The organism is Bradyrhizobium diazoefficiens USDA 110, assembly GCF_000011365.1.
Taxonomy (GTDB): Bacteria; Pseudomonadota; Alphaproteobacteria; order Rhizobiales; family Xanthobacteraceae; genus Bradyrhizobium; species Bradyrhizobium diazoefficiens.
The window spans coordinates 1,990,980-2,013,436 of record NC_004463.1 but is presented as its reverse complement, the minus strand read 5'-3'; the positions used below and the strand labels follow the sequence as shown (position 1 = coordinate 2,013,436).

Here is a 22,457-nt window from a genome sequence, read left to right as displayed (position 1 = left end):
ATCGAGCAACGAGACCATCCACCCGGGCTCGCCGGCATTGGATGCGAAGATCAAAAAATGGAGCAGATGTCAGGACAACTACCTTGCCTTCGTTCAACTCGCGTCAGTCAGGCTATGGCTGCGCCTTAATGAATCCGCGCCCTAACACTACTTTGGCAGATTGTTAGAATTGGGCTTTTTATTAGGATTCTCATCCTGGCTTGGTTGTGATTCAAGCTTGGGATGGACCGATTCGTTTTGACTGACGCCCAATGGGCGAAGATGGAGCCGCTGTGTCTTGGCAAGCCGGGCGATCCCGGCCGGAGCGGCAAGCTGTTTGTCGAAGCCGCGCTGTGGATTGCCCGCACGGGCAGTCCGTGGCGCGATCTTCCGCGCGCCTTCGGCAACTGGATAACTGCGTACACGCGCTTTCGCGACTGGGCGAAGGCGGGCGTCTGGAAGCGCATGTTTGATGCGGTCTCAGACGAGCCGGACATGGAATATGTCATGGTCTGTAGAAGTTTCGACTTAATCTGACGGCAAGGTTTGAACTGGCAGGGAATGGAGCTGCGGGCGAGCAGGAGCGCTCACCCAAAGGGCGCTCCCGCGCAGCCCGCGGCGTCTCACAGGGAGACGTTACCATGACCCAGGAACAGAAGTCATTCGCGCGAAAGTCGGCATGCTGGAATTGGCCAAGCAGCTCGGCAACGTCAGCCAGGCTTGCCGGATGATGGGCTATAGCCGCGACAGCTTCTACCGGTTCAAGGAACTGTACGACAAGGGCGGCGAGCTGGCGCTGATTGAGATCAGCCGCAAGAAACCGGTCCTGAAGAACCGTGTCGCGCCGGAGGTCGAGGCAGCCGTCGTTGAGCTGGGGATCGACCAGCCGGCCTGGGGTCAGGTGCGGGTCAGCAATGAGCTCAGGAGCCGCGGCCTGTCGATCTCCCCGTTCGGCGTGCGGGCGGTGTGGCTGCGTCACGACCTCGCCAACGTCAAGAAGCGGCTGACGGCGCTGGAGGCCAAGATGGCCCAGGACGGCCTGGTGCTGACCGAGGCCCAGCTCGTTGCGTTGGAAAGGGCCAAGTCCGAGAAGGAGGCGCACGGCGAGTTCGAGAGCGAGTGCCCCGGCTATTGCGGTGCGCAGGACACCTTCTATGTCGGCAACATGAAGGGGGTCGGGCGGATCTATCAGCAGACCTTCATTGACACCTACAGTAAGGTGGCGTTCGCCAAGCTGTATGATCGCAAGACGCCGATCACGGCGGCCGAACTGTTGAATGATCGCGTGGTGCCGTTTTTCGATGCGCGGGGCATCCCGCTAAACCGGATCCTGACCGACCGCGGCACCGAGTATTGCGGCAATCCGGAGCATCACGAATATGAGCTCTACCTCGCCGTCGAAGACATCGATCACACCCGCACCAAGACGAGGAGCCCACAGACCAACGGCATTGTCGAGCGCTTCCACCGCACCGTGCTCGAGGAGTTCTATCGCGTCGTGTTCCGCAAGAAGATCTATCCGAGCATCACTGCCTTGCAGAGCGATCTCGATGAGTGGATCGCTGCCTACAATGAGGTGCGCCCACATCAGGGGCGCTGGTGCTACGGCAAGACGCCGATGCAAACTTTGCGTGACGCAAGTGCTCTGTCGAGAGAAAAATTGTTGCCGGCTGCGTGGGGTCGCACATGAAACCTTTGTCGGACACCTGCCGCGACAAAGCACTCGCTGTCAGCTCAAGTCCCTTCTTTTACAAAGTTTTCCGTCTTGCAACACTCAGCGGCCTACATTCTCATCCGAGCGCCGATGTTCGCCACACCCCGCAATGGCAAGCTTGCTTGCGCGCCGATTGGCGATCCTCCGGACTGCGGGCTGATAACCCTCCCGAAAGGAGTGTTCTCTCCAGGCTCCATGCTTTTGTAAGATAGAGCTTGATGGGGCTCGGCGCTGCTCAGGCAGTCCGCCAAGCCGATGGAGGCATGAGCGCTGTCACCGGATGGCTCACCGCCGCAAGACGATACCTCACCGGATCCCCAGTCGAGCCATCTGCGCTGAAGCGTGCTCCGGATCGGGGAGGGGCTGCCACGGCTGGCCAGCGGCGGTGCTTAACAAGGACTTGCAGAACACAGGAGTGAGCCTGCCGCGATGGATCACGACATTGTCGTGCCCCTCGGCGGCTCGAGCGCTCTGCCAGTGCCGATTGTAGCCGCGCTGTTCGTCGGACTTGACGTGGCAAGCGGCGAATTCGCGATCGCCCAGCGTTGCCAATTGCCAGGCATTTACCGGGCGCTTGGTATGGATGTGCACCCACATCGGCCTTGGCATCGCACCGCTGCGCAGCGCCCTGGGCTGCAGCTTGATTTCGAATAGCGTCCCCGGCTCTCCCTTCAAGGCGTGCGGTGGATCCACTGACGCCAGTTCTCCCGCTTCCCGCAACTGTTCTAGGTATTCTTGCGATGGAAACGCATAGGTCTTCGTGCAATCGCTTGTGATTGCTGCCTTTCGCGCGTTCAATGAGCTTGCCTGTCCCTGAACCTCGGACCACATCCTTGTCAGCCGGACTATTTTTTCGTGCACTTCAGGCACTTGCGCAGGCGTGAGCAGGCCTCGCCGGCGAGGCTCCTCCAGCGCGGCTACACAGGCCTCAATCTCGGAGGACTGCGTCTGCATGCGCTTGATGACGACATCCAACACGTGTTCGGCGTCCTCGGGCTTCATGTGGCGAGCTTGCGAGGCGGCGCTTTGCTGAGCCGGCAGATCGAACTGCAGCAGCTGGTCCAATCGCTCAAGTAATCCCGGCAGTGCTTTCCTGGATGGCGGAGCCATCCACATCTGGAGGTTATCGGCCGCAGCGGATGACGCGCGTGCCTGCTCCGGAGTGGCGAGTTTCTTTGTACCGAGATCCGAGAGCACGATGACCTTGCCCGCCGGGGCCGTCGCCGCATCGGGCCTAGCGAGTTGCGGCGTGGCGGGGCTGGCCGTCGAACTCCCCTCTCCTGCGGCTGCTGCGGGCCTTGCTTTGCCCGTTCTGCGCGCCGGACTGCCTCCGCCCGCTGGGCCAATATTATCCGGAAGCGCAGCCCAAGCCGGCGGTTCAATCGTGGCTTGCGTCTTTGGCTGCAATGCCAGCAGCCGCATGACTTCGTTCGCCGTCACCCACGCAGCTTCCACGATCTGGTCCAGCAACGGCAACGGAAGGTCAGTTTCCGTTGCAGTCCCCCTCAGGCTGTCAAGCATGCCGCTCAGCCCCGATGCAAATTCCGAAAGTCGTTCCATGACTCCTTCCAGAACGGCGCGATGCTCCGCTTCGAGCGCCGCTCCATCGCTGTACAGAACGGCTTGGGCCGTCGAGACGAACGCCGGAAAAACATCTCCGATGAAGGCCCCGAGCAGGCGCACCCTCCCGCTCTCATCCATGAGGGCGTCGCGCACGTCTGGTTCCAACGTGCTCGCTTGCGAGTTGACTAAAAGCTCCACGAGAGCGATCCGCGATTGCAGATACATGCACTTCGTAAAGAGCGCCCAGCCCGTATGATGCCTTAGTGCGGCATCTTCGGCCGTGCGCATGGCGGGCGTGCTGCCTGGAAGGTGGGCGGTAGCGGCACAGACTGACTGCATCCGCTCACAGCGCAGCACCTTCTTTCCCCACAACTCCATGCATGCTGCATAGTGGTTCGCAACGCTTGTAAACAGGCGGCTCAGCTGTGCAGGCGAGGCGATGTCTTTGAGGCTGTCGAGCACGCCTTGTGCTTTCTTTCTGCTCTCCTCCAGCTCGTAGATAATCTGGGTCGCCACTTCATTACATTCGTCAGCCTCCCTCACAGTGTCATCGCGGAGCCGGCGAGCCCGATCGTTTGGCAGAATTCGGCGCGCCAAATCGGGTGGCAGACTGGCGTAGTACGCCAGAACTGTTGCGCCTGCTTTGACGACCTGATCCATCAGATCTTGTCTCTCCGGCAAGTTCCGGGCATGCCCGGCCGCTCGGCGGCAAGCTTCAAGTTCCTCAAGCAGGCTGCTCAATTCTCGCTTTGCTGCCTTTATCTCCTCCCTCGTTGGCGCCGCTACGTCCGAAGTTGGCGGCGGGTTCGCAAGCGTCGCCGCTCTCACATCAGGCTCAGACCGTATCCGCCCTACGACGGCATCGAAGGACTGATCGCGTTCCCCAGGGAAGAGACCAGACTCCGGGCTCGAACGGCTCGATTCCCTAATGCTTTCGGCTCCCGCGGCCTCAAGCTCTGATGGACCAGCTCGGCCAATGCCTTTCATGCTTCATCTCCGGATAATTGAGGGTGCGCAGCCTGTCTGGATAGGCCGACTGGCTGACGACTAGCTGACCAAGAGCATTCATCCGGATGCGCAAGGAAGAAGATGCGGCCTTGTGTTCGACTTCTATCGCAGCTTCCATGCTGCTGGAGTAACCGCGTCAGTTCCGGTGTCATCAGCTGAGACGCGAACAGGCCAGACGCCCCCTTATAGAAAACTGACAGCTATAGAAAAATGACAGTCGCGTGCACCAAGCATTCGCCTCACGTATCGTTCTTCACGGGCGATTCAACGTCTGCCCGGTTATAAATAGCTGCCGACAGAACCTTCGCTTCTATCCATTCATCTGCGCAGTTTGAAGAAGCCAAGATAGTTCACATCAATCCACACCCACCGCACACCGGCGGTCGAGACTGTCCCGATCATGGCCTAAGCTTCAATCCGCACGGGGAGAGCGGAATAGCCGTGCACGAAGTTAGATGCAATTCGCTCGGGTTCGCCGACGACCTTGATCTTCAATCCCCCATCCAAAATCTCTTCCCAGAGGACTCTCAACTGCAGTTCCGCAAGGTGTCGGCCAAGACAGCGATGGATTCCGAATCCGAACGAGAGGTGTTGCCGCACATTCTTGCGGTCGATCACGAAACTGTTGGCGTTCTCAATGACCTCTTCGTCTCTATTGCCGGAGATGTACCACATGACGACCTTGTCGCCTGTCCTGATCGGTTTTCCCCCAACGATGCTGTCTATAGCAGCAGTGCGGCGCATATGTGCGATCGGCGTCTGGTATCGAATGATCTCAGACACGGCGCTCGAGATCAACTTGGGATTGTCAGTTAGTTTCCGCAGTTCGGAGGGGTACTGGCTCATGAACAGGAGGCCGCCGGTAATCGAGTTGCGCGTGGTATCATTGCCGCCTACGATCAGTAGAATGAGGTTCCCAAGAAACTCAGTTGGCTCCATATGGCGTGTGACGGGTGAATGCGCCATCAAGGAAATCAGGTCGAGGCGTGGCTCGGCATTGATGCGCTCGTTCCAAAGCCGTGTGAAATAGTCCAGGCACTCCGACAAGATGGTGCTTCGCTTGTCCCAGCTGTCGATGGCATAGCCTGCTTTAGGAGTTGTAACAGCTGCGTCCGACCAATAGGTCAGGAGTCGCCGATCCTCAAATGGGAAGTCGAACAGCGTGGCGAGCGTTTGCGTCGTCAACTCTATGGAGACCTTGGTTACCCAATTGAAGACTTCATTACGCGGCAAGCCATCGAGAATCATCCGGACCCGAGAGCGGATCAAGGTTTCGAGCCTCGTCAGGCTTTCCGGCCCGACGATCGGACTCACCGTGTTGCGCTGCTCGGCGTGCTGGGGAGGCCCCATCTTGATGAAACTTGGGGTCCAGTGCTTATCAGGCACCTCGACAATGGTGACACCTTGCTGTGACGAAAACGCGTGGTGGTTTGTGTCGACCGCTACGATATCCCGGTATTTCGTTATTGACCAATATGGACCATGAGCGCTATTTTGACAGTAGTGAACGGGATCTTCTCTTCGCAACCGCTCGAAGCAACCCCATATGCTGTCGTCTTGAAAGCGCTTGCCCTCGCTTACATCCAGCTCGCTGAGCGGGATAATATATCCATCATCCGCTCTATGGATTTCCAATCGCCTGTTCATAACATCTCCGCAGATTTTGTTCGCGAGAGCTTACGGATCCAAACTTACGATTCACCGGTTTGAGCTGTCGTGGCGTTTGGCTGTGACAAGCTACCCGAACAGACTATCTCAAAGTGCGGCTAGCCAGCCCTACCATGTCGGGCAGTAAGGATCGCATTGACTTTCCGGCTCCATCTACTCAATGGATCGCTGAGAGCTGTCACCACCGCTGGCCTCGCCGTTTCCGGGAACGGCATCGGCGTCAACATAGTGGCTGTCGTTGCCCTGACGGCGAAGGAGCTGGTCCGGCTGCCGCGGCTAGGTCCTGTTCTTCCCAGTGACACCGTCCTGCGCCGCCCTAACAGAGGCCGCCGACGAACGTCATCGCGCTGCCCGATCGCTATCTGAGCGCTACCGCGCGAGCCCAGCGCGAAACTTCGCCTTCATTGAGGGCTCCTACAACCGAACTTGGCTTCATTCCGCTCGCATATATCGCCCCAATCGACATGGAGCTAAGAGCCACCTAACCCCGTCTACTTTTTCGGGCGAAGATCTATGAGTAATCGACTCGCTACGACTGCTTAGGCAAATCGATCCAGATATCCTGAGCACCATTTAGGAGCGTATCCTGATCTGGAACATAGATGCTATCGGAAACCGTGAGGCCATGAGCCATTGCAGCCCCAATAATTAAGAATGGGAGCTTGACCTGCTCTAAATCTTTGAAATTATCAGCGTCGACAATCCGAACAAACTCGAGTCTAAACTGTCGAAACTCTATCCGAGATGTCGCCGACGCGACCAGATCCTTCACGCTTGACGCTCCTCGGGCGATCTCTTCTCTTGAACGGTTGAGTGCCGTGAAGAGACAGGACAGCTCATCAAGCTCGGAACGGTTAAATCGCCTCAAGCGCGACGAAATGGGCACTCCGTTCTTGTATCTCACGGTCGGCACAAACCTTATCTCGCAATCGAGAAGCAGGTCTGCGACGGCGCGCTTTACCAGGATCGCCTGACCTATATCTTTCAGGCCGAAGTAACTGCGAGTTGGCCTCGAATAGCAGATCCAGCGGATTGCTCCAGTAACGGCTTCCTTCAAATAAGTTTCAGGCCCCCCTAAACGCAAATCACAGTCACCTTGCGATACATACGTTCGATAGCCGACCGGGAACATTTCGGTGTCGCTCGACGAAATCACGGCAGTTGCTCCTGAACGTAGGGCAAGTCCAATATCATCGTCCAAATTGAAATCGTAGCTCCCACCTGGTCTAAGCTGGATCTTGTTCGGGTACACTGTGACGATCGCGACATCATTCTCCAATGCCGCTCTTCTAATCAGCTCTGCATGCCCAAGATGCAGGGCGCCGAGAGTGTGGACCGTTCCAATCGTCTGACCTGTTCTCGCGACCTCCCGGATGAACGCCTTGCCTGCGGAAAGACCTGTCAGATGCATCTTCTTACTCCGCTTTTTGAACGCCAAAATAGTGGCGCGTTCGGATCTCGGAAGGCGCGCCGCCCAGCGTCTCGTGGGCCGCGCACGCCAACGAGCACCAAAGAGGTTTTACGCCCTCTCACACCTCGACCACCGCACGAACTGTCCAAAGCTCGCGCGCACTGTTCTTGCAGCTCCGAAGCAGTCAGGTTGACCCTTCTCGACCCCGTCTGATCACCGATGAGAATTCAGCCAGATAGCTTGATGGTTCGCGCGGCTGCCGCCCCTCCAGAGCGACCTGCAGTCCCCGACAACGGTCGGCGAAAAATGGTGGCTCGAAAGTGGTTATCTTAGCGCCCGAAAAGTCCACCTTTACGAAACTGGCCTGGAACGGCGATATCCCACTCAGGTTCGCATCGCGCAGGGACGATTGGTTCATGCGAACGTATGCGGCTCGCGTTGCCTCCAGGTTACTTTCGGTCATATCCGCGGCGAGATATGCCTGAACGAGATTTGATCCCTCGAAATTTGCGTGATTCAATGCCATTGATTGCGGCGGATCACCGGTGATCATCGACCTGTAGAGGTAAGCTTGGGATAGGTCCGCATGCTCCAGATCGCAGTCGCGCACAAAGGCGCAGCGGCCGCGAAAACCGGTGAATTTGGCCGCTCGCATTGTGCTCTCTGTTATCGAAATGCTTTCACCTGATGCGCTAGATAGATCCGCCCCATTCAGCTGACAGGAGTGAATAGATGCACCGGTAAGCACGGCACCCACGAGGTTCGCGTCGGACAGGCCTACGGACAGAAGCCGCGCCTCGGTCAAGTCTGCCTGTTCCAGCTCCGCTCCCGCAAGATTTGATAGGTGAAGATCAGCGAATGGGGCGCTCAGGGCTCTCGCCCGAATCCGCCCGCTCACCTTTGAGAGTCTCAGATACGGAAGATGAGCGCCCTCTAAGACGAGACCATCGATCGAGATGGGACGCACGATCGATAAACAGTCTCCCTTCGACTGAAAGAACGAGCAATCCGCCAGATGCGCCTTCGTGATCGTGACCTGGCTCAGCTTTGCGAAGCGGAAGGACGCTGAAGGGAGGAAGCATTCATTGATGGTTGAGCCCTGTAATTCCGCGCCGTCGAATACAGCATCACTCGCGTCGCACTGGTAAACGAGGAGCCCGCTGAGCATCGCGTTGTCAAAGCGTGTTCTTTTCATGCTGCAACCGTGAAAAAGGCTGCCGGTTGCATCGATTACATTGCGCAGACTGGCATCATCGAAGTTGCAGACCTGCGCTGCCATCGCATGCATATAGGCAAAATCGAGCTTGGCCCCCATGAAACTTGCCCGCTCTAGCCCCGGACAGATAAGGTTCGCCTCAGAAAGATCTGCTCGATCCAACTTTGTTCCGTAGAGCTGCGCGCGATTGAGGGTACAGCGTCGCAGCGGGAAATCTGATAGGTCATGACCGCTAAGGTTCTCGGAGGATAGCTGCAAGCCAATCCCGGTCCTTCTGATTGCCTCCTCGGTTCGCCTCCTAACAGCAGCAACCGCCAGCAGCCGGTCGGCAGCCCGGCTCCAGTACCGAACGAACTCGCCATCTGATGAAAGCTTGTCTTTCGGATCTGAGTAGTGCTCTGCCCCTTCATTCACGGTGCACTCGCTATCAGCGCCGATCCTTTGCGACATGTCGAGAGTTCCGTACTGCCAGGATTACGAGGACCTCTTTGTGCTTGGCATGGACGCAGGCTGCGGGCTTTGTGGCGAACTCGCCGGGGATTTGGTGACACGACGTGTCGACGAGACTCTTATCATGTCGCTGTCCGCGGCGGCCGACGCTTGACCACGTCAGCCGAATTCTTGTCATGCGTGTCCACTGCCAATCGGTGCAATTGTCTACCACACCCACCAACCCTGATCCGTTGTTTGGCAGCGCTGATATGTCCGAAAGTGTGTTTCTTTTCGCCAGCTCTTCGACACTCCACATCACTCTCCATTAACCCGAATGCGCAACATTCTAGGTCTTTCTTCTTGTTCGGAATGGACCCGCGGCTTGCGGGCGGAACAGTGATCGTTCACCTAGCTCTGCACTCAGCCTGGCCTTACCTCATCGGCAGCAACAACCGTGCCAGCCGCATCAGTCGGAATTGTCGAGCTAAATCGGCAGCGTAATTTCCACATGGGCGCAGAATGTTCTGATTCTGACAAACACGGTCCCGCTGACAGAAACCGCATTATGGTCGCTACGCCACCTTGAAAGCAAAAATTCCGACTTCGGTTGCAGGAGGGCAAGAGCCGCAGTCCTTACGGGCACGCAATCGATCAATTGCAATTCGACACTTGCGGATCGCCGGCCTCCTGGTTAGCCAAAGCTCGCGATCGGCTAGGCCTGCTCCGCGAGCCGACGGGTCCATCTATGGGAGAACGAGTTGGGCCGATCGAAGTCGCACCCCCGTGGCTTGTTTTGCGACTAACGCTCGGCGCGCCGACGCGATCCATCGCATCAGTATTCCCAACAATGGATCTTCATGCCACGCGGCCCGGTCAGAGCCCGATGGCCGCGGCATGATCCGGCGTTAGTATCCCCAGCAGCTTCTTGAAGAGCTTTTCAAAGTCCTTCACGGGGAGCCGATGCAAGCTAGTCCAGGCAGGCTGCCCCATGCGGCTCAAGCTTACGGTAAGCGGGCCCTCCCCCGGGCTGCTTCCCCATAACCTTTCATACGGTACTGCCATGAAGCGGAGAGCGACAATGGCCCATCTCGCCAAAACTCTGCTCCGCAATAAACAACAGGCTCGCCGGCACAGACGCAATGGCCACGGGCTTTCTTCAAGCAATTGGGTCTGGTCAGCTGTTCGACAGCTAGGCTTTCTAGCATAACAGCATCTTTATCCGGACTGGAGCCCGACTCGAACACAAATATCTGGACGAGAAGCATGAGCTGGATTGCCGGTCAGGGGCCTGCCGCACGCCTCAACACCGAACGTTCGAGAACCAGACCGGTGCATCTTATACAAACTGCGCCCGTCTCAGTTCCTGCTCCTGATCTGATCAACTTTTGCATGACGATATTGAAGGCCGACAAAAGGAGACCGGAATGGCCCCATTTGACAACGTCAACCCATCCGAGGCTCGGATGCATAACCTCGATCCACAACAGGAAGAGACGGCGCAAGCAGACTTTGAGCATCGGCTTGGAGAGGCTCAGCCAATCCTCGCATCATTAGCTTCACCCGCGGCTGGATCGAACCCGACGGTAACGGACGGCAACAAGAAAGCGCAAGCTATCCCTGAGAACGAACGGTGCGCGGCTGCATCGTTCGTGAGAACGCGCGGTCAGCTTGCCGCAACGTTGACTTGCGCTAACCTTGCGGAACTCAGAAGAGACATCGAACTCGCTGCGCAAAGATCAGCACAATGGCCAAGAGCGACTGGATCGTCAGCCTATCGCGTCGACAGTGACCGCGTTTACGACGACGTGTTGGCATCGTCATACACGGAGCTGCAGCGCTTTCAAAACCACGCCAGCCACTGCAGGCCACATGTGTTGGACCGTCAAAGCGCGATGGCCCATTTGCGTTCCATGGCGGCTTTGCGTTACGAGCAAGCTCCCTGGAATATCTGGGGAGGCCAACGACTAGATCTGGGCCGCGCAGCGGCAGAGCACATGAGGGGCGATACCAATTCTTCGCCTTTTGTGTCACTGTCCGAGGACGCCTCACTACTGCTCGTTTCGCCGGACGACGACAAGGAGTTTGGCGCCAAAGTCATCGCGGAAAACGCGAATGAGTTGCACACCTACACGGTGCCGAGGGTCACAACTTGGACGGCGGAAGACATCGTCAGTATTCTCGAGGATGGAACCGAAAATGATGAACCCGATCTGGCATGGGTGAGTGCTACCCCAACCGAAGAGCGTGAGGTACTATTTCTGGGTGGGAATCTGGACGACTTTCGGACGGCCAGCGCATCGAATCCGTACAAAAAGTCAGGAGCAAAAGGCTGATGACGCAGGCTCCGGAAAGGGTGATTTGCCTTTTCCGATGCTTGGAAAAGTCGAAAACAGCGTTCATGCTATAATCCTCCGGTCCGTCTGCCCGGCGAGGGGGAGCGTCAACAACGCCGGCCCTGGCTGGATCCGCTTAAATATGATGTTCTCACGAGGGCCGCGGGCAGCGCGCGGACGTAGCGAGATCATCTGGACGTTCAACCGAGAGGTATTGGCTCAGCCCCATACGACGACTGCATGAGCCGCCGATCTTCCACCTCAAAGATCGAATGGAGATCGGCGACATTCATGAGTTAGCTGAGCAACAAGTTCAGGCAACTTGATCCTTCCCTGACGAAAAGACGGCTAGAAAGAGTCTGGCAGTCCTGACGATCGAAAAGATCCGTATCATGCCCGGCGAAGCTGTCCACACGATGGAGGATCAAGTCTACGAAGCGCCCGTCTGCTCTGTGCTCTTCGTTACCAGATGAACTTTGCGCCATCCGGCACTTCGCAGATGAATTCGCCTTGATTCGCGAGTTCGGTGGTCCCGACGACAAGTTTGGAGGCTCGCACCGTCAGCTTGCCTTCGCGGCTAAGGCTATGGCGGATGTACTCGGTCACGGCATGTCCGGAGCTGTCGACCGTTTGATGAGCATTGGCGAAGCTGATGCCGCTCTGGCTGGTCACCCTGAAGGCATTGATGACCAGACCGGCCTGCGTCGCCGACGCAGGTTTGCCACCATCCGCGTTGGTACAGTGGGTCATATCGAGGATGAGCTTCACATTCTTCCCCGCTTGGAGGGCTCTGAGTACTTCAGTGTATTTCGGCGAGGGGTCGTCGGCTCTTGCCGGCGCGCTCGCGGCCGAAAGCAAGGACAACAGGATCGTTAGTCCTCGGCCAGTAACCTTCATATGCTCTTCTCCCTCGATAAGTACCGCCGATTGCGGCCTCCAAGTCGTGATGCTCGCGATGCGTTTGGCTGATTCCAGACAACAAGCGCGCTCGTACAAAGCAGCCTGTCGCAACGACGCGCAAGACGTTGTAATGGCTATTCCGACATCACAACCTCGTATGTTAGGTTTGCGGAAGTGGCTTAGCTTCCCGCGCGTCGACTAGACCGGCTTGATCCAGCGTCGTCCGCTTGGAAACAGCAAACCAAACCGGTTGCGCTGGTCCGCCACAGGCCTCTCGAGCGAGAGAATGTAGTTCTCGCCTCTGCATAAGTAGACGATCTACGAACGCGCCTTTCGCCACCTCAAGCACCGGCTCGTCCATCTTGCTGTGCACGGGCTGTCTGCCTTAGATCACGCGTCCACAATGAAGTGGTGGGCGCGTCCTGGCGTGCCGATCCGAACAATCTCAGGCATCCAATAGCAGCCCAATCGAACACCAATGCCAGGAGGCAAACGGCAGCACCGATTTTGATCCGACGCTTCGCGCGACTTCCTTCCGGCTGGCTGTTCGCCATGCTGACTGACTCAATTCGACTCCGTCAAGAGCTGAAACTAAATGGCGCCCTCTCTGGTCTGTCAGCTTCTCGAAAGCTGCGCCTGCAACAATCTAGGCTGGCATCCGGCACTTCGAAGGGAGAGAGATATGAACGTTGATCCACGAAATGCTGTGGACACTCCCTTTGAGGTTCACAACGTGGTACAGCAGGCGCGCCGCGTCCATGGACAACAGGATGAGCTTGGCGCCGAGAGCAGCGCAACGGCACACAATTCCGAAGATCAAGCAAGCTTCGAGCAGCAGCTGAATGACTTGGATATAGACGACCTCGATTCGGCCTACCCGACGCCGCCTTCACTCTGCTTAGCGGCAAATTCCGCGACTGCCACGTCCTCGTCTGCGCCAGGCGAGGCCGCCTCGGAACCCGGTAGCTGCCCAGCCCCATCATTTGTCAGTGCCCGCGCTCAGCTTGCAGCAACACTGACAGGTGCCAATCTTGAAGTGCTTCGCAATGAGATCGACCTTGCCGTGCAGCAGGCGGCGCGCTGGTCACCGGCGAGCGCACCTAGCATTGACCGAGACGGCGTATTTGACGACGTCGTGAGGTCGTCTTATGTCACACTGCGGCGTTTTCAGAATCAGAATAGTGACTGCAAGCCGCATACGGACGAAAACACAAGCGCCATATTGCATGTTCGCAACACGGCTCGGGATCATTCTTCCATTGGAGATCATCCAGAGCGGTATCCTATTGACCGGGCGCGCCAAGCTGGCTGGCATATGCGCGGCAAGACAACAACATCACCCTTCGTATCGTTGGTCGAAGATCCGGCGAAACTCGCCGTTTCTCGCGATCATTGGGCGAGGGCGATCGCCAACAATGCGAACGCACTGCACACCTACACTGTTCCGAAGCACAGTGTCTGGACGCCAGACGACGTGATGAGCAGCATTGCGCTCAGAATGAATGCTGAAGACTACGACAACATCGATGCGGACGTCGATTTGATGTGCTCACTTGGCAGAACGCCAACGAAAGAGACCGAGCGCCTGTTCTTGGGCGGAAACTTGGAAAGCTACCGCACCGGCAGAGAAGAAAATCCCTATAAGCGCGAGAGCAATGAGTAGATGGTCTCTCGGCCAAACCGTTGGGCTGGTTCGTTGGTTTTCAAGCACCCAAACTCCCAAAAGAAAGACCTTGAAGCGGCGTACCAACTCCGCACACGCAGAACAGCTTAAGCTTATGCGGCGACCGGCGGCCCGATCAACTCGCCGGTCGAGCGGCAGAGCGGTTGGGTCTCCGACAAGATGCACTTCCGGCGACGCGAGGATGTCGGACAATCCTCCTCCTGTGCGCGCTCGTTGGAGCATCCCGGCGCCTTGGACATTGTGAGTTCGAACGACATACGAGCTCACGGCTGGCTGGCGGCTTTGGTGGAGTTACGCCGCTGAACGCGCTGCGTCCCTCTCTGTACTCGGTCTGAAATTGGCCGCGCGGTCAAGCAACAGGTGTTTCGGCCGCGATCGCATCGGGCATTCGCTCCCCGCGATAAGCCGCGCTGCTACAAGACAGCCGATCCGTCACCTGGATGCGTTCCATCAAAACAATCGATTTTGCGGAGCGCGCCTAAGAGGCTCATAGTCGATCGCAATATAAGGAGGCCGCATTCAAGATGACGTCTGGCAATCGATTCTCTCCTCAATCCCTTGCCGAACAACTTGGCTCGAGCGATCGACAGTCTTCACCTCGAACGTTGCTTCCTGTTCATCAAGTGGACGTCCACCTCTCGCCACGGTCTCCCCGCTAAATTGACACGCATGAGGCGGATCGGATCGCCCCGCTCCTGGTGTCATGGCTTACCCCGCTTGCCAAGAGCGCCTGCCTCTTCTGCACTCAATAGCGCTTCTGCGAGACGTTTAATTGGACGGACGAATGCTCACGGCTTTGTACACAGCGAGACGGACCGCCGCGCGCAGTTCGACGGCATGGTCGAACTGTGTCGCCGTTGCCTCACAACGATTCCAAACTGAAGGCACCCCGACAAAGAGCATTCAATTGCACTTGAATCTCACCTCGCGTCAGATTGTAGGATTTCCGACAGTCTCGCGACACAGTCCGCTCGTGTGAACTCTTCCTGACGGGTACCAACAATTGCGAACGTCTCAAAAACTCAATGCTCGGCCGATTCGGTTGATCACACTACCCAACTCCTCCTTTTTAGAGCTTGCATCGTTCATCTGCTCTGTGAGGGCTGGGCGAAGCGCCGTCTTCGCAGGCAGACCTGGATCCAGCGCGCGAGAACAACGCGGGCAGTCTTTGTTTCGCCTATGCCGACGAAAGGCAGAGTTCCTGAGCCGTGCACCCGATCCGACGACATGGAGCCGGCGTCGCCGCCTCAGACAAGGCACGACAGCAATGCCGCACGTAATTTGTCCTTCATTGGCAGCACTAGCTCAGTTGGGACGGAGAACGCCTCGGAAGCGACCGAGCATTGGAACGGTTGACATCTTACTTGGATAACGCCGGCAAACGAGAGGACGTCTGTCCCGAAGGACGCGTTGATCGTTTCGTCGCATCTCGGCCTTTTACACCCCATTGGCCGGCACATAGCGCGCGAAGTGTCTTTAGCGCGGAACACTTGCAATGCCGCGACTTGACGGCACTACGGCCAACAGCCTCGCAAGACTGACCGCGGATCAAGACGAACTGGGAAGTATTCAATGTCGGTTTCGCAAGCCTGTTCGACGACAAATACAGCTGATCTCGCCCGTGCCTTGCTTTCGCTGGGGCAGTCTCGCGCGATCACTACCGCTAGCATTCGCGCAGCGCATGCAGGCATTGCTATGTGCCGCCCACAGATGCATCAGTGCGCCGCCAGGGCTCTCAACCCCGTAAGTCATCGCAGAGCTCTTGCCAACATAACGGATATGTTGAGCTGCGCCGCCCGCCCAGGCGACCCGCCGCGAGCCGTCACATATCCGATGTCAATGGATGCGCATGCATCGGTCGCCTGCCAACAAGCTCTTGCGGGTCGTCTACGGCTTTTCGAATTCATGCCAGACCGGCAGCATCCAGTCGCCGGATCTCTTGGTCAACCCTAACACGCTCAAGTCTTGCCGAGGACGGACGAGAGGCGATGGATGCGAATTCTCCTGGTTGATCATCATGCGGACTTTGGCCGCGCTGTGAAGGCAACGCTCGTGAATTGCGGGTTCGCGGTGGACGTGACGCCCACGCTGGATGAGGCGTCAGCCGCGCTGGATTGCGCAAACTACCACCTCGTACTGCTGGAGTCCGTCTTGCCGGATGGGGATAGTTTGGACTGGTTGAAGCAGTTGCGGCGCGAAGGACGATCAATGCCGGCAATGATGATGAGCAGTCTCAATGATCTCAGCCGCCGGATCGCGACCTTCAATGCGGGAGCGGATGATTTCCTGCCCAAGCCTGTGTCGATCGACGAACTCATCGCTCGCATGCGGGCCATTTTGCGAAGGTCAACGCAAATGACGGCGCCGGTCGTGACATTCGGGAATCTGCATTTCGATCCGATCGCCAGACAAGTCTCGGTGGGTGGCCGGATCCTGAGGATTGCTCGGCGTGAGGTGTGCATTCTCGAGCATCTGCTCAATCGCGCCGGCCGCACTGTGCCGCGCGCTTCGCTGGAAGATAGCTTGTACGCGTTCGATGACGAGGTTTCGACCAATGCGCTGGAAGTCGGGATTTATCGCTTACGCGCGCATTTGAACCAGGCGGGTGCGACGCTCAGAATCAAGACCGCGCGCGGCGTCGGTTACACTCTTGAACTCGTTGGCACAGCATCGGCTGCCTAGCAGCGTCACTTAAAGGCAACAATCGCTTGAAGGTCCTTAATAATGCCGCCGGCGCTACCCAGCCGCCTGCGATCACCAACCCACAACGCTCTGCCGCTCTCAATCGTCTCTGCTACCTCCTATGCGGATTTGCTTTGCTGTTTCCGCTTGCGGCCTCAGCCGAGACCAAGCGGGACGGCAAAGGAGAGATGCCACGTGCGGCACCCGGCAGCACCACGGGCACGCTCAATATTACCTCGTCACAGGGAAAGACGGTGCATTTGAGCGCACCGGCGGCGACCATTTTTGTCGCCGACCCTGCAATTGCCGATTATCAAGCTCCGTCGAGCAGTACAATTTTCGTGTTCGGCAAAAAGTCCGGGCGGACGAGCCTGTTCGCCCTCAACGAAAACGGCGAGGCTCTTGCCGAGCTGCGTATTGTCGTAACCCAACCACTCGAGGATCTACGGGCCGCGCTCAAGGCCGAGGTCGGCGACTATCCAATTCAGGTCAGCTATACCCCGCGCGGGGCGATCCTTAGCGGTATAGCGCCCAATGCCGATGTCGTTGAGGCTGCGAGGAAGGTCACTGAGCAATTTGTTGGCGCGGGCGCCCCGGTCGTCAACAAGATCCAGGTCGCCGGCTCACTGCAGGTAAATCTCAGCGTGCGCGTAGCAGAAGTCTCCCGCACCGCCGTCAAGGATCTCAACATCAACTTCACCGCCTCGGGCCCAAACGGCGCTTTCCTTGCCACCGGCAAACCGGGAGGGTCCGGCAGGGCTGGCGGCGGCGGCACGATTGGGATCGGGTTTAGCACCGGCAATATCAACCTCAGCGCTGTTCTCGACGCTCTCGCCAGTGAGCACCTCGCCTCAATCCTGGCTGAGCCGAACCTGACGGCAATGTCCGGCGAAGCCGCAAGCTTCCTCGCCGGCGGCGAGTTTCCGATCCCAGTCATGCAGGACAACAGGCAGGTTTCGGTCCAATTCCGGCAGTTCGGCGTGAGCTTGGAATTCGTCCCGACAGTGCTCAGCAACAACCAGATCATTGTCCGTGTGAAGCCCGAAGTCAGCGAACTATCGACCGAAGGCGAAGTCAAGATCAATGGTATGGCGGTTCCTGCCCTCTCGACGCGGCGGGCGAGCACCGTGGTCGAGCTCGCCAGCGGCCAGAGCTTTGCAATCGGCGGCCTCATCAGGCGCAACTTCAACACTGATATCGGCGAGTTTCCCTGGCTCGGCGACGTACCGATCCTTGGTGCGCTTTTTCGCTCTTCATCGTTTCAAAAACGCGAAACCGAGCTAGTTATCGTTGTTACACCTTACATCGTACGGCCGGGATCAAATCCAAGCCAGATAAGTATTCCGACCAACCGCATCGCACCGCCATCAGATGCAGGCCGCATCTTGACGAACACGGTGGCACGGCCGCCTCAAGGCCGCGATGCGCCGCGCGCGAGCGCACCGGGACTGACGGGCAACGCCGGCTTTATCATCGAATGAGGATCGACATATGAACATGCGATATTTGTCCCATTCGATTGTCCTTGCCGCAATATTGGGGGGCTGCGCAAATACTGCGTCGATCCATCCCAATCCTGCCGAACAAGGAGTCCAGGTCGAACAGAAAAAGCGTGTCTTGCTTCTGCAGAGCCTCCATGCCCTCGAAAAGCTTCAGCTGCGTAATTTTATCGCCGACGCAAGTGGTGGCCGGCGGGATGCGCTCCATGTGGATGTCAGCGGCTCCCATAAGCTCATTGCGCAGGTGGCGCACGAAGCACGCGCCATGGGGGTTGTTCCCTCTAACATCCGGCTGTCCGCTTCTCCCCTCAATTTATCGGGCCGTTCCGCCGTCAGGATCGAGGCGATTACGTTTGAAGCGCATCTTCCGAACTGTCCGTCGCTTTTGATCGCAGGACCAGCAGTGGACGACAATTCGTTCGAACCGACTCTTGGTTGCTCGACCAAAAACAACCTGGGAGTGATGGTGAACGATCCGCTCGACCTGGTTGATAATCGGTCTGTCAGCACGGTAAATGGCGATCGCGCCGCCGCTCCTCTTGCTAGTCACTCTACTCTCGCAGCGCGCAACAAGGGCAACGGAGAAGATGGAGCAAGCACGACAGCGCCGGACGCAGCGGGACCAACAACACAGAATGTGCAGCCGCTCCGATAGGCGCTTTAAGCGCTTGTCGGAACCTACTGTGCAGCACCTGGCGCTCAGGCGCACGAGCGATGCTGCAAGGCGCAGAGAAGGCAATTGCGAGCCATCATTTATCCTTTCATTCTACCTTTCCGCTTGGCGATGTCAGGTTTTGGAAAGCAAACGTGAGTAGCGAAATAGCGAGAGAGCGAGCCCTGCGGACTGAACATGGACCGATTCAACACGATCAACCCAGCCGATAAGGCGTCCGCTGCGTCGGATGCCGCCGTGGAACAGCCGGATCAAAAGCATGTGGCGTTTGAGCAGCACCTGGCAGGCGTGCGAGAGGCGGGCCCTGTATATCCGCACGCGGCGCTTCATGATGTCACTGAGGAAGACGATCACCTCATCCAGGCGGCATCGGCCGCTGCTCTCAATGGAGGGCCGCCGCCGAGTGAGACCACCGTCAAAATTTATGATCGTCGGCTTCGCAAATTCGCCGAGGGGCTGAAGAAGTCCGGCAAATCAATTGCTGGGCTCGATGACGATGCCTTACTCGCTAACGCTAGGAAGCTGCTGCCAAACGACAGGGTCATCGCGCCAGCATTGTTAATGATCAGTCGGTACCGCGAGCCCGACGCCAACGCTCGCCCCCTCTCAACACATTATCGTCCTTCCAGGGAAGATGAGGGTCTTATCAGGGATGCCGCCGAGGCAGGTTTTGGTCGACAGATCGGCAGGAAAACGGCCGAGAGCTATGCGAGCGGACTGCGGAAGTTGGCGGTAGCGCTCCGACCCTTGTCCATTGCCGACCTCAGTGATGATAAACTGCTCGGACACGCGGATAGGTTGTTCCCGAAGGACAAGATGCTCATCTCCGCCTTGAATGGCCTTCGGGACTATCGCGCCATTACCCTGCAGACCAATTTAGGCGGAGAAGGAGGCAGTTCGCGCCAGGTCATCCAGCCGTCCACCCCCTCAGCTATGCCGGCCGATGAGCAGCCGATTGGGGACGATGCAGATGAGCGCAGCTCACGGCCGCCGGGGTTCAATGCTCCGCAGGTCTGGCATGGAGTGGGGTTGGCCGTCCATTCGCCTACGGAAAGTGTCGCCCAGGACGTGCTTTTCGATGCTGCAGAAGCCGAGAGCTTCTTGCCGGCGACCATGCTTGGGCCAACGGTCAGTTCAATGGTTCACTCGCCGGTGCAAAGTGTCGATCAGGAGGCGCTTTTCGATGCCGCGGATCGTGCGAACCTTTTGTCGGCGGCGACCTCCAATGCGCCGGTACCTTGGCCAACGATGAGTCCAACCATTCCCTCGCCGGTGCAACGTGTCCCTCGGGACGCGCTTTTCCATGCCGAGGGTCGCGAGAACCTCTTTCGCGCGCTGACCTTCGATGCACTGGTGCCTGGTCCAATGATGAGTTCAATCATCCACTCGCCGGTGCAAAGTGTCCCTCAGGACGCGCTTTTCGATGCAGCGGACCGCGAGAACCTTTTGCCAACGCCGACCTTCGATGCGCTGATGCCTTGGCCAACGATGAGTCCAACCGTTCCCTCGCCAGCGCAGAGTGTTGCTCAAGAAGCGCCTTTCGATGCCCCTGCTTGGCATCCGAGCTTGCGGCAGCCCGATTTCGCCTCTGAAGACCACTCTGGACAGATGATGAACGAAGGCGCTGCGGCGCAGACCACCCTTGAGCAGACGATCGCAGCAGCCGGCGAAGCCTTTGATGCGTCTTTGAGCGTTCCCGAACATTTCTCCCACGGGACTCAGGCCGCGCCGAATATGATGCACAGGCTTCGCCGCTGGGGCCTCTTGCCGGATGCAGCACAGCGGGTAAAGGCCTACGACATTCGAGGTGAGCGCTATATGGCCGTCTTGGGACCGGGAGGGCTCAACGATGTTCAGCTCGTCCATCTGCTGTCGCCCGCTGTCGGCGATACGTTTGATGTTTCTTTCGCCGTTCCCAAGAATTTTTCCCATCGCACCCAGCCGGCCCCCGACGAGATGCTGTCCAAGTTAGGCGAGTGGGACTTCTTGCCTGTTGTGGAACATCCAATCATGAACTTTGAGATCGGCGGCGAACGCTACACGGCCATCTTGGGACCGGAAGGGCCCAAGGACGTTCAGCTCATTCATCACCCTCGGCCCGCTTTGCCGGGCGAAGCTAGGCCTGCGGCACTGAGGACTTCCTCAGATATCTACGGCGGTCTTGCGCCAGGGCTTGATTCGGCGGCTCCGTTCGAATGGAGTAGGGACGCTCCCTCGGCGCTGGCGCCGAACCTTCCTCTGCCGTCTGCCGCACCTGCATCAGGCCATCAGCCAGTCCCGCAAGTGCCTGAACTGGGAGAGTTCTTGGGCGACGGCTGGACGCACGCCTCCCAAGAGGCTTCGCCCGCCGTGATCGACATATTGCAGAATCTAGGCCTTCTGCCGAGCCGGGACGTCCCAATGACCGCTTTTTTTATCCACGGTCAGCTCTACACGGCAGAGAGCCTACCGGGAAGCCGCGTTCTTCTCTTCCATCAGCCACAATTTGGCTGAATGAGGGGCTCGTCGGCACCTCGGACAGCTGCTCAGGCGGACCTAAAACCACGTCTGATCCTCCTTCCGGAGATCTTAGAAGCACGCTTCAACGATGCCGGGCGGTGAGCAAATCCGACCTTTCCAGTGCCACCATGATCTCAAGCAGCTATCGATCAAGTAAGCATTCGGCAGCACCGCACTCTGCAGAGCAAGAGAGGCGCGGTCGAGTAGCTCAGCCATTTGGCTTTCGCCCTCACAGATCCGGGCGGGCGGATTTCCCGCACCCGGCTCTTCCCGAGGGTAACCCGCGTCATATCCGCGCCTGCGCCCAAGTGCGAGTGATGCGTGGAACGGGCAGAGGGAAGCGTGCCGTCAGGGTGTCGAACTCCGACCAGCCCATGCGCCGACTTTTCTGGCTGCGTCGTCTCAGACAACGTAGCCAGATCCGACGCACTTCGCGGTAGAAGCCGTTGAGCGCTGGATAATTGTGCGGCCTGCCATAGTAGCCGTAGTGCCCGCGCAGTGCGGCGGCGAACCGCTCGTGCTGCGTGGCCAGTGGCGCGTGCATGAGCCGCCAGGCGTCCTGGCGCAACGCCGTCAGCTTGCGCGTCAGGCGTTTCCCTTCCGTCTTGTGCTTCACGATGAACCGGCCATCTCGGGTCCGCCCGCAGTAGTGGGTGAAGCCGAGGAAGGCGAAGGTCTCTGGTCGCCGCTCGCCGCGCCGCTGACGCGAGACGGCCGCGAACCGGCCAAACTCGATCAGCCGCGTCTTGCCCTCATGAAGCATCAGGCCAAAGCTGGCCAGCCGCACCTTGAGGGCCAAGAGCATTTCCTGCGCATCTGCCTTGCTCTCGAAGCCCATGACGAAGTCGTCCGCATAGCGCACGGTCACGACGCGACCGCGGGCATGACGACGACGCCATTGGTGGGCCCAGAGATCGAGGATGTAGTGCAGGAAGATGTTGGCAAGGAGCGGGCTGATGGTTCCCTGAACGCAAAAGATAACTTTGCGGTGGGGGAGCGGTCACGGAGCTATTGGCGGCGCCGGGCGCCTTTCCACCGGGAGGGGTGGGTGGGAGGGGGATGGAGTGGCGGATGACGATCTTGTCGTCGCCAACGAGGACTTCCTTCACGAGAAGGCGCAGCACGCGTTGGCGTTCGATTATATCGAGCGCGCCGACGGACGAGCGGAGGCGCTCGAGGAAGCTAGTCACGGATTC

At 58.2% G+C, this 22,457-nt stretch carries 14 protein-coding genes; 8 read left to right on the top strand and 6 right to left on the bottom strand.

Features of this window, described 5'->3' with window-relative positions:
- The first annotated feature begins 222 nt into the window (after positions 1-222).
- Positions 223-516: an IS5 family transposase gene (locus tag BJA_RS09280; RefSeq protein WP_011084662.1), complete on the top strand. Its 294-nt coding sequence runs from the start codon at positions 223-225 to the stop codon at positions 514-516.
- Between the two features lie 142 nt (positions 517-658).
- Positions 659-1,669 (top strand): IS481 family transposase, encoded by a 1,011-nt coding sequence (locus tag BJA_RS09275; RefSeq protein ID WP_011084661.1) that lies wholly within the window; start codon positions 659-661, stop codon positions 1,667-1,669.
- A gap of 330 nt (positions 1,670-1,999) precedes the next feature.
- On the opposite strand, the gene BJA_RS09270 is transcribed toward BJA_RS09275, so the two are convergent.
- From BJA_RS09270 to BJA_RS09255, 4 genes are all read right to left on the bottom strand, one after another.
- Positions 2,000-4,243 (bottom strand): hypothetical protein, encoded by a 2,244-nt coding sequence (locus BJA_RS09270; RefSeq protein ID WP_011084660.1) that lies wholly within the window; start codon positions 4,241-4,243, stop codon positions 2,000-2,002.
- A 426-nt stretch (positions 4,244-4,669) separates the two neighbouring features.
- Complete coding sequence (locus BJA_RS09265; protein WP_011084659.1) at positions 4,670-5,911, bottom strand: cytochrome P450; 1,242 nt, start codon at positions 5,909-5,911, stop codon at positions 4,670-4,672.
- Between the two features lie 550 nt (positions 5,912-6,461).
- On the bottom strand, positions 6,462-7,343 hold the full coding sequence (locus BJA_RS09260) for a pantoate--beta-alanine ligase (RefSeq protein WP_011084658.1): 882 nt from the start codon (positions 7,341-7,343) through the stop codon (positions 6,462-6,464).
- Between the two features lie 184 nt (positions 7,344-7,527).
- Entirely contained in the window at positions 7,528-9,009 is a 1,482-nt protein-coding gene (locus tag BJA_RS09255) for a pentapeptide repeat-containing protein (RefSeq protein ID WP_011084657.1), read from the bottom strand.
- Between the two features lie 1,406 nt (positions 9,010-10,415).
- On the opposite strand from BJA_RS09255, the gene BJA_RS09250 reads away from it, so the two are divergent.
- A complete protein-coding gene (locus BJA_RS09250; protein ID WP_014497924.1) occupies positions 10,416-11,324 on the top strand; it encodes a hypothetical protein in 909 nt (302 codons plus the stop codon).
- A 462-nt stretch (positions 11,325-11,786) separates the two neighbouring features.
- Here the strand turns inward: BJA_RS09250 and BJA_RS09245 are convergent, their stop codons facing one another.
- On the bottom strand, positions 11,787-12,221 hold the full coding sequence (locus tag BJA_RS09245; RefSeq protein ID WP_011084653.1) for a VirK family protein: 435 nt from the start codon (positions 12,219-12,221) through the stop codon (positions 11,787-11,789).
- 685 nt (positions 12,222-12,906) lie between these two features.
- Between BJA_RS09245 and BJA_RS09240 the strand changes: the two genes are divergently transcribed.
- The 5 genes from BJA_RS09240 to BJA_RS09220 all read left to right on the top strand — a co-directional run bounded on the left by BJA_RS09240 (position 12,907) and on the right by BJA_RS09220 (position 21,255).
- On the top strand, positions 12,907-13,887 hold the full coding sequence (locus BJA_RS09240; protein ID WP_014497925.1) for a hypothetical protein: 981 nt from the start codon (positions 12,907-12,909) through the stop codon (positions 13,885-13,887).
- Positions 13,888-15,900: 2,013 nt separating this feature from the next.
- Positions 15,901-16,590 carry a response regulator gene (locus BJA_RS09235; protein WP_011084649.1) on the top strand — a complete coding sequence of 230 codons (690 nt, stop codon included), beginning with the start codon at positions 15,901-15,903 and terminating at the stop codon, positions 16,588-16,590.
- A gap of 26 nt (positions 16,591-16,616) precedes the next feature.
- Complete coding sequence (locus BJA_RS09230) at positions 16,617-18,071, top strand: type II and III secretion system protein family protein (protein ID WP_018647881.1); 1,455 nt, start codon at positions 16,617-16,619, stop codon at positions 18,069-18,071.
- Positions 18,072-18,081: 10 nt separating this feature from the next.
- Complete coding sequence (locus BJA_RS09225) at positions 18,082-18,744, top strand: CpaD family pilus assembly lipoprotein (protein WP_011084647.1); 663 nt, start codon at positions 18,082-18,084, stop codon at positions 18,742-18,744.
- A 195-nt stretch (positions 18,745-18,939) separates the two neighbouring features.
- A complete protein-coding gene (locus tag BJA_RS09220) occupies positions 18,940-21,255 on the top strand; it encodes a hypothetical protein (protein ID WP_011084646.1) in 2,316 nt (771 codons plus the stop codon).
- Positions 21,256-21,547: 292 nt separating this feature from the next.
- On the opposite strand, the gene BJA_RS09215 is transcribed toward BJA_RS09220, so the two are convergent.
- Positions 21,548-22,183 (bottom strand): reverse transcriptase domain-containing protein, encoded by a 636-nt coding sequence (locus tag BJA_RS09215; protein ID WP_231088697.1) that lies wholly within the window; start codon positions 22,181-22,183, stop codon positions 21,548-21,550.
- Positions 22,184-22,457: the final 274 nt, after the last annotated feature.

Coding starts and splice junctions, on each gene's coding strand:
- BJA_RS09275 (WP_011084661.1), top strand. CDS start 659: ATGCTGGAATTGGCCAAGCAGCTCGGCAACGTCAGCCAGGCTTGCCGG.
- BJA_RS09265 (WP_011084659.1), bottom strand. CDS start 5,911: ATGAACAGGCGATTGGAAATCCATAGAGCGGATGATGGATATATTATC.
- BJA_RS09255 (WP_011084657.1), bottom strand. CDS start 9,009: ATGTCGCAAAGGATCGGCGCTGATAGCGAGTGCACCGTGAATGAAGGG.
- BJA_RS09280 (WP_011084662.1), top strand. CDS start 223: ATGGACCGATTCGTTTTGACTGACGCCCAATGGGCGAAGATGGAGCCG.
- BJA_RS09260 (WP_011084658.1), bottom strand. CDS start 7,343: ATGCATCTGACAGGTCTTTCCGCAGGCAAGGCGTTCATCCGGGAGGTC.
- BJA_RS09225 (WP_011084647.1), top strand. CDS start 18,082: ATGAACATGCGATATTTGTCCCATTCGATTGTCCTTGCCGCAATATTG.
- BJA_RS09240 (WP_014497925.1), top strand. CDS start 12,907: ATGAACGTTGATCCACGAAATGCTGTGGACACTCCCTTTGAGGTTCAC.
- BJA_RS09270 (WP_011084660.1), bottom strand. CDS start 4,243: ATGAAAGGCATTGGCCGAGCTGGTCCATCAGAGCTTGAGGCCGCGGGA.
- BJA_RS09245 (WP_011084653.1), bottom strand. CDS start 12,221: ATGAAGGTTACTGGCCGAGGACTAACGATCCTGTTGTCCTTGCTTTCG.
- BJA_RS09250 (WP_014497924.1), top strand. CDS start 10,416: ATGGCCCCATTTGACAACGTCAACCCATCCGAGGCTCGGATGCATAAC.
- BJA_RS09220 (WP_011084646.1), top strand. CDS start 18,940: ATGGACCGATTCAACACGATCAACCCAGCCGATAAGGCGTCCGCTGCG.
- BJA_RS09235 (WP_011084649.1), top strand. CDS start 15,901: ATGCGAATTCTCCTGGTTGATCATCATGCGGACTTTGGCCGCGCTGTG.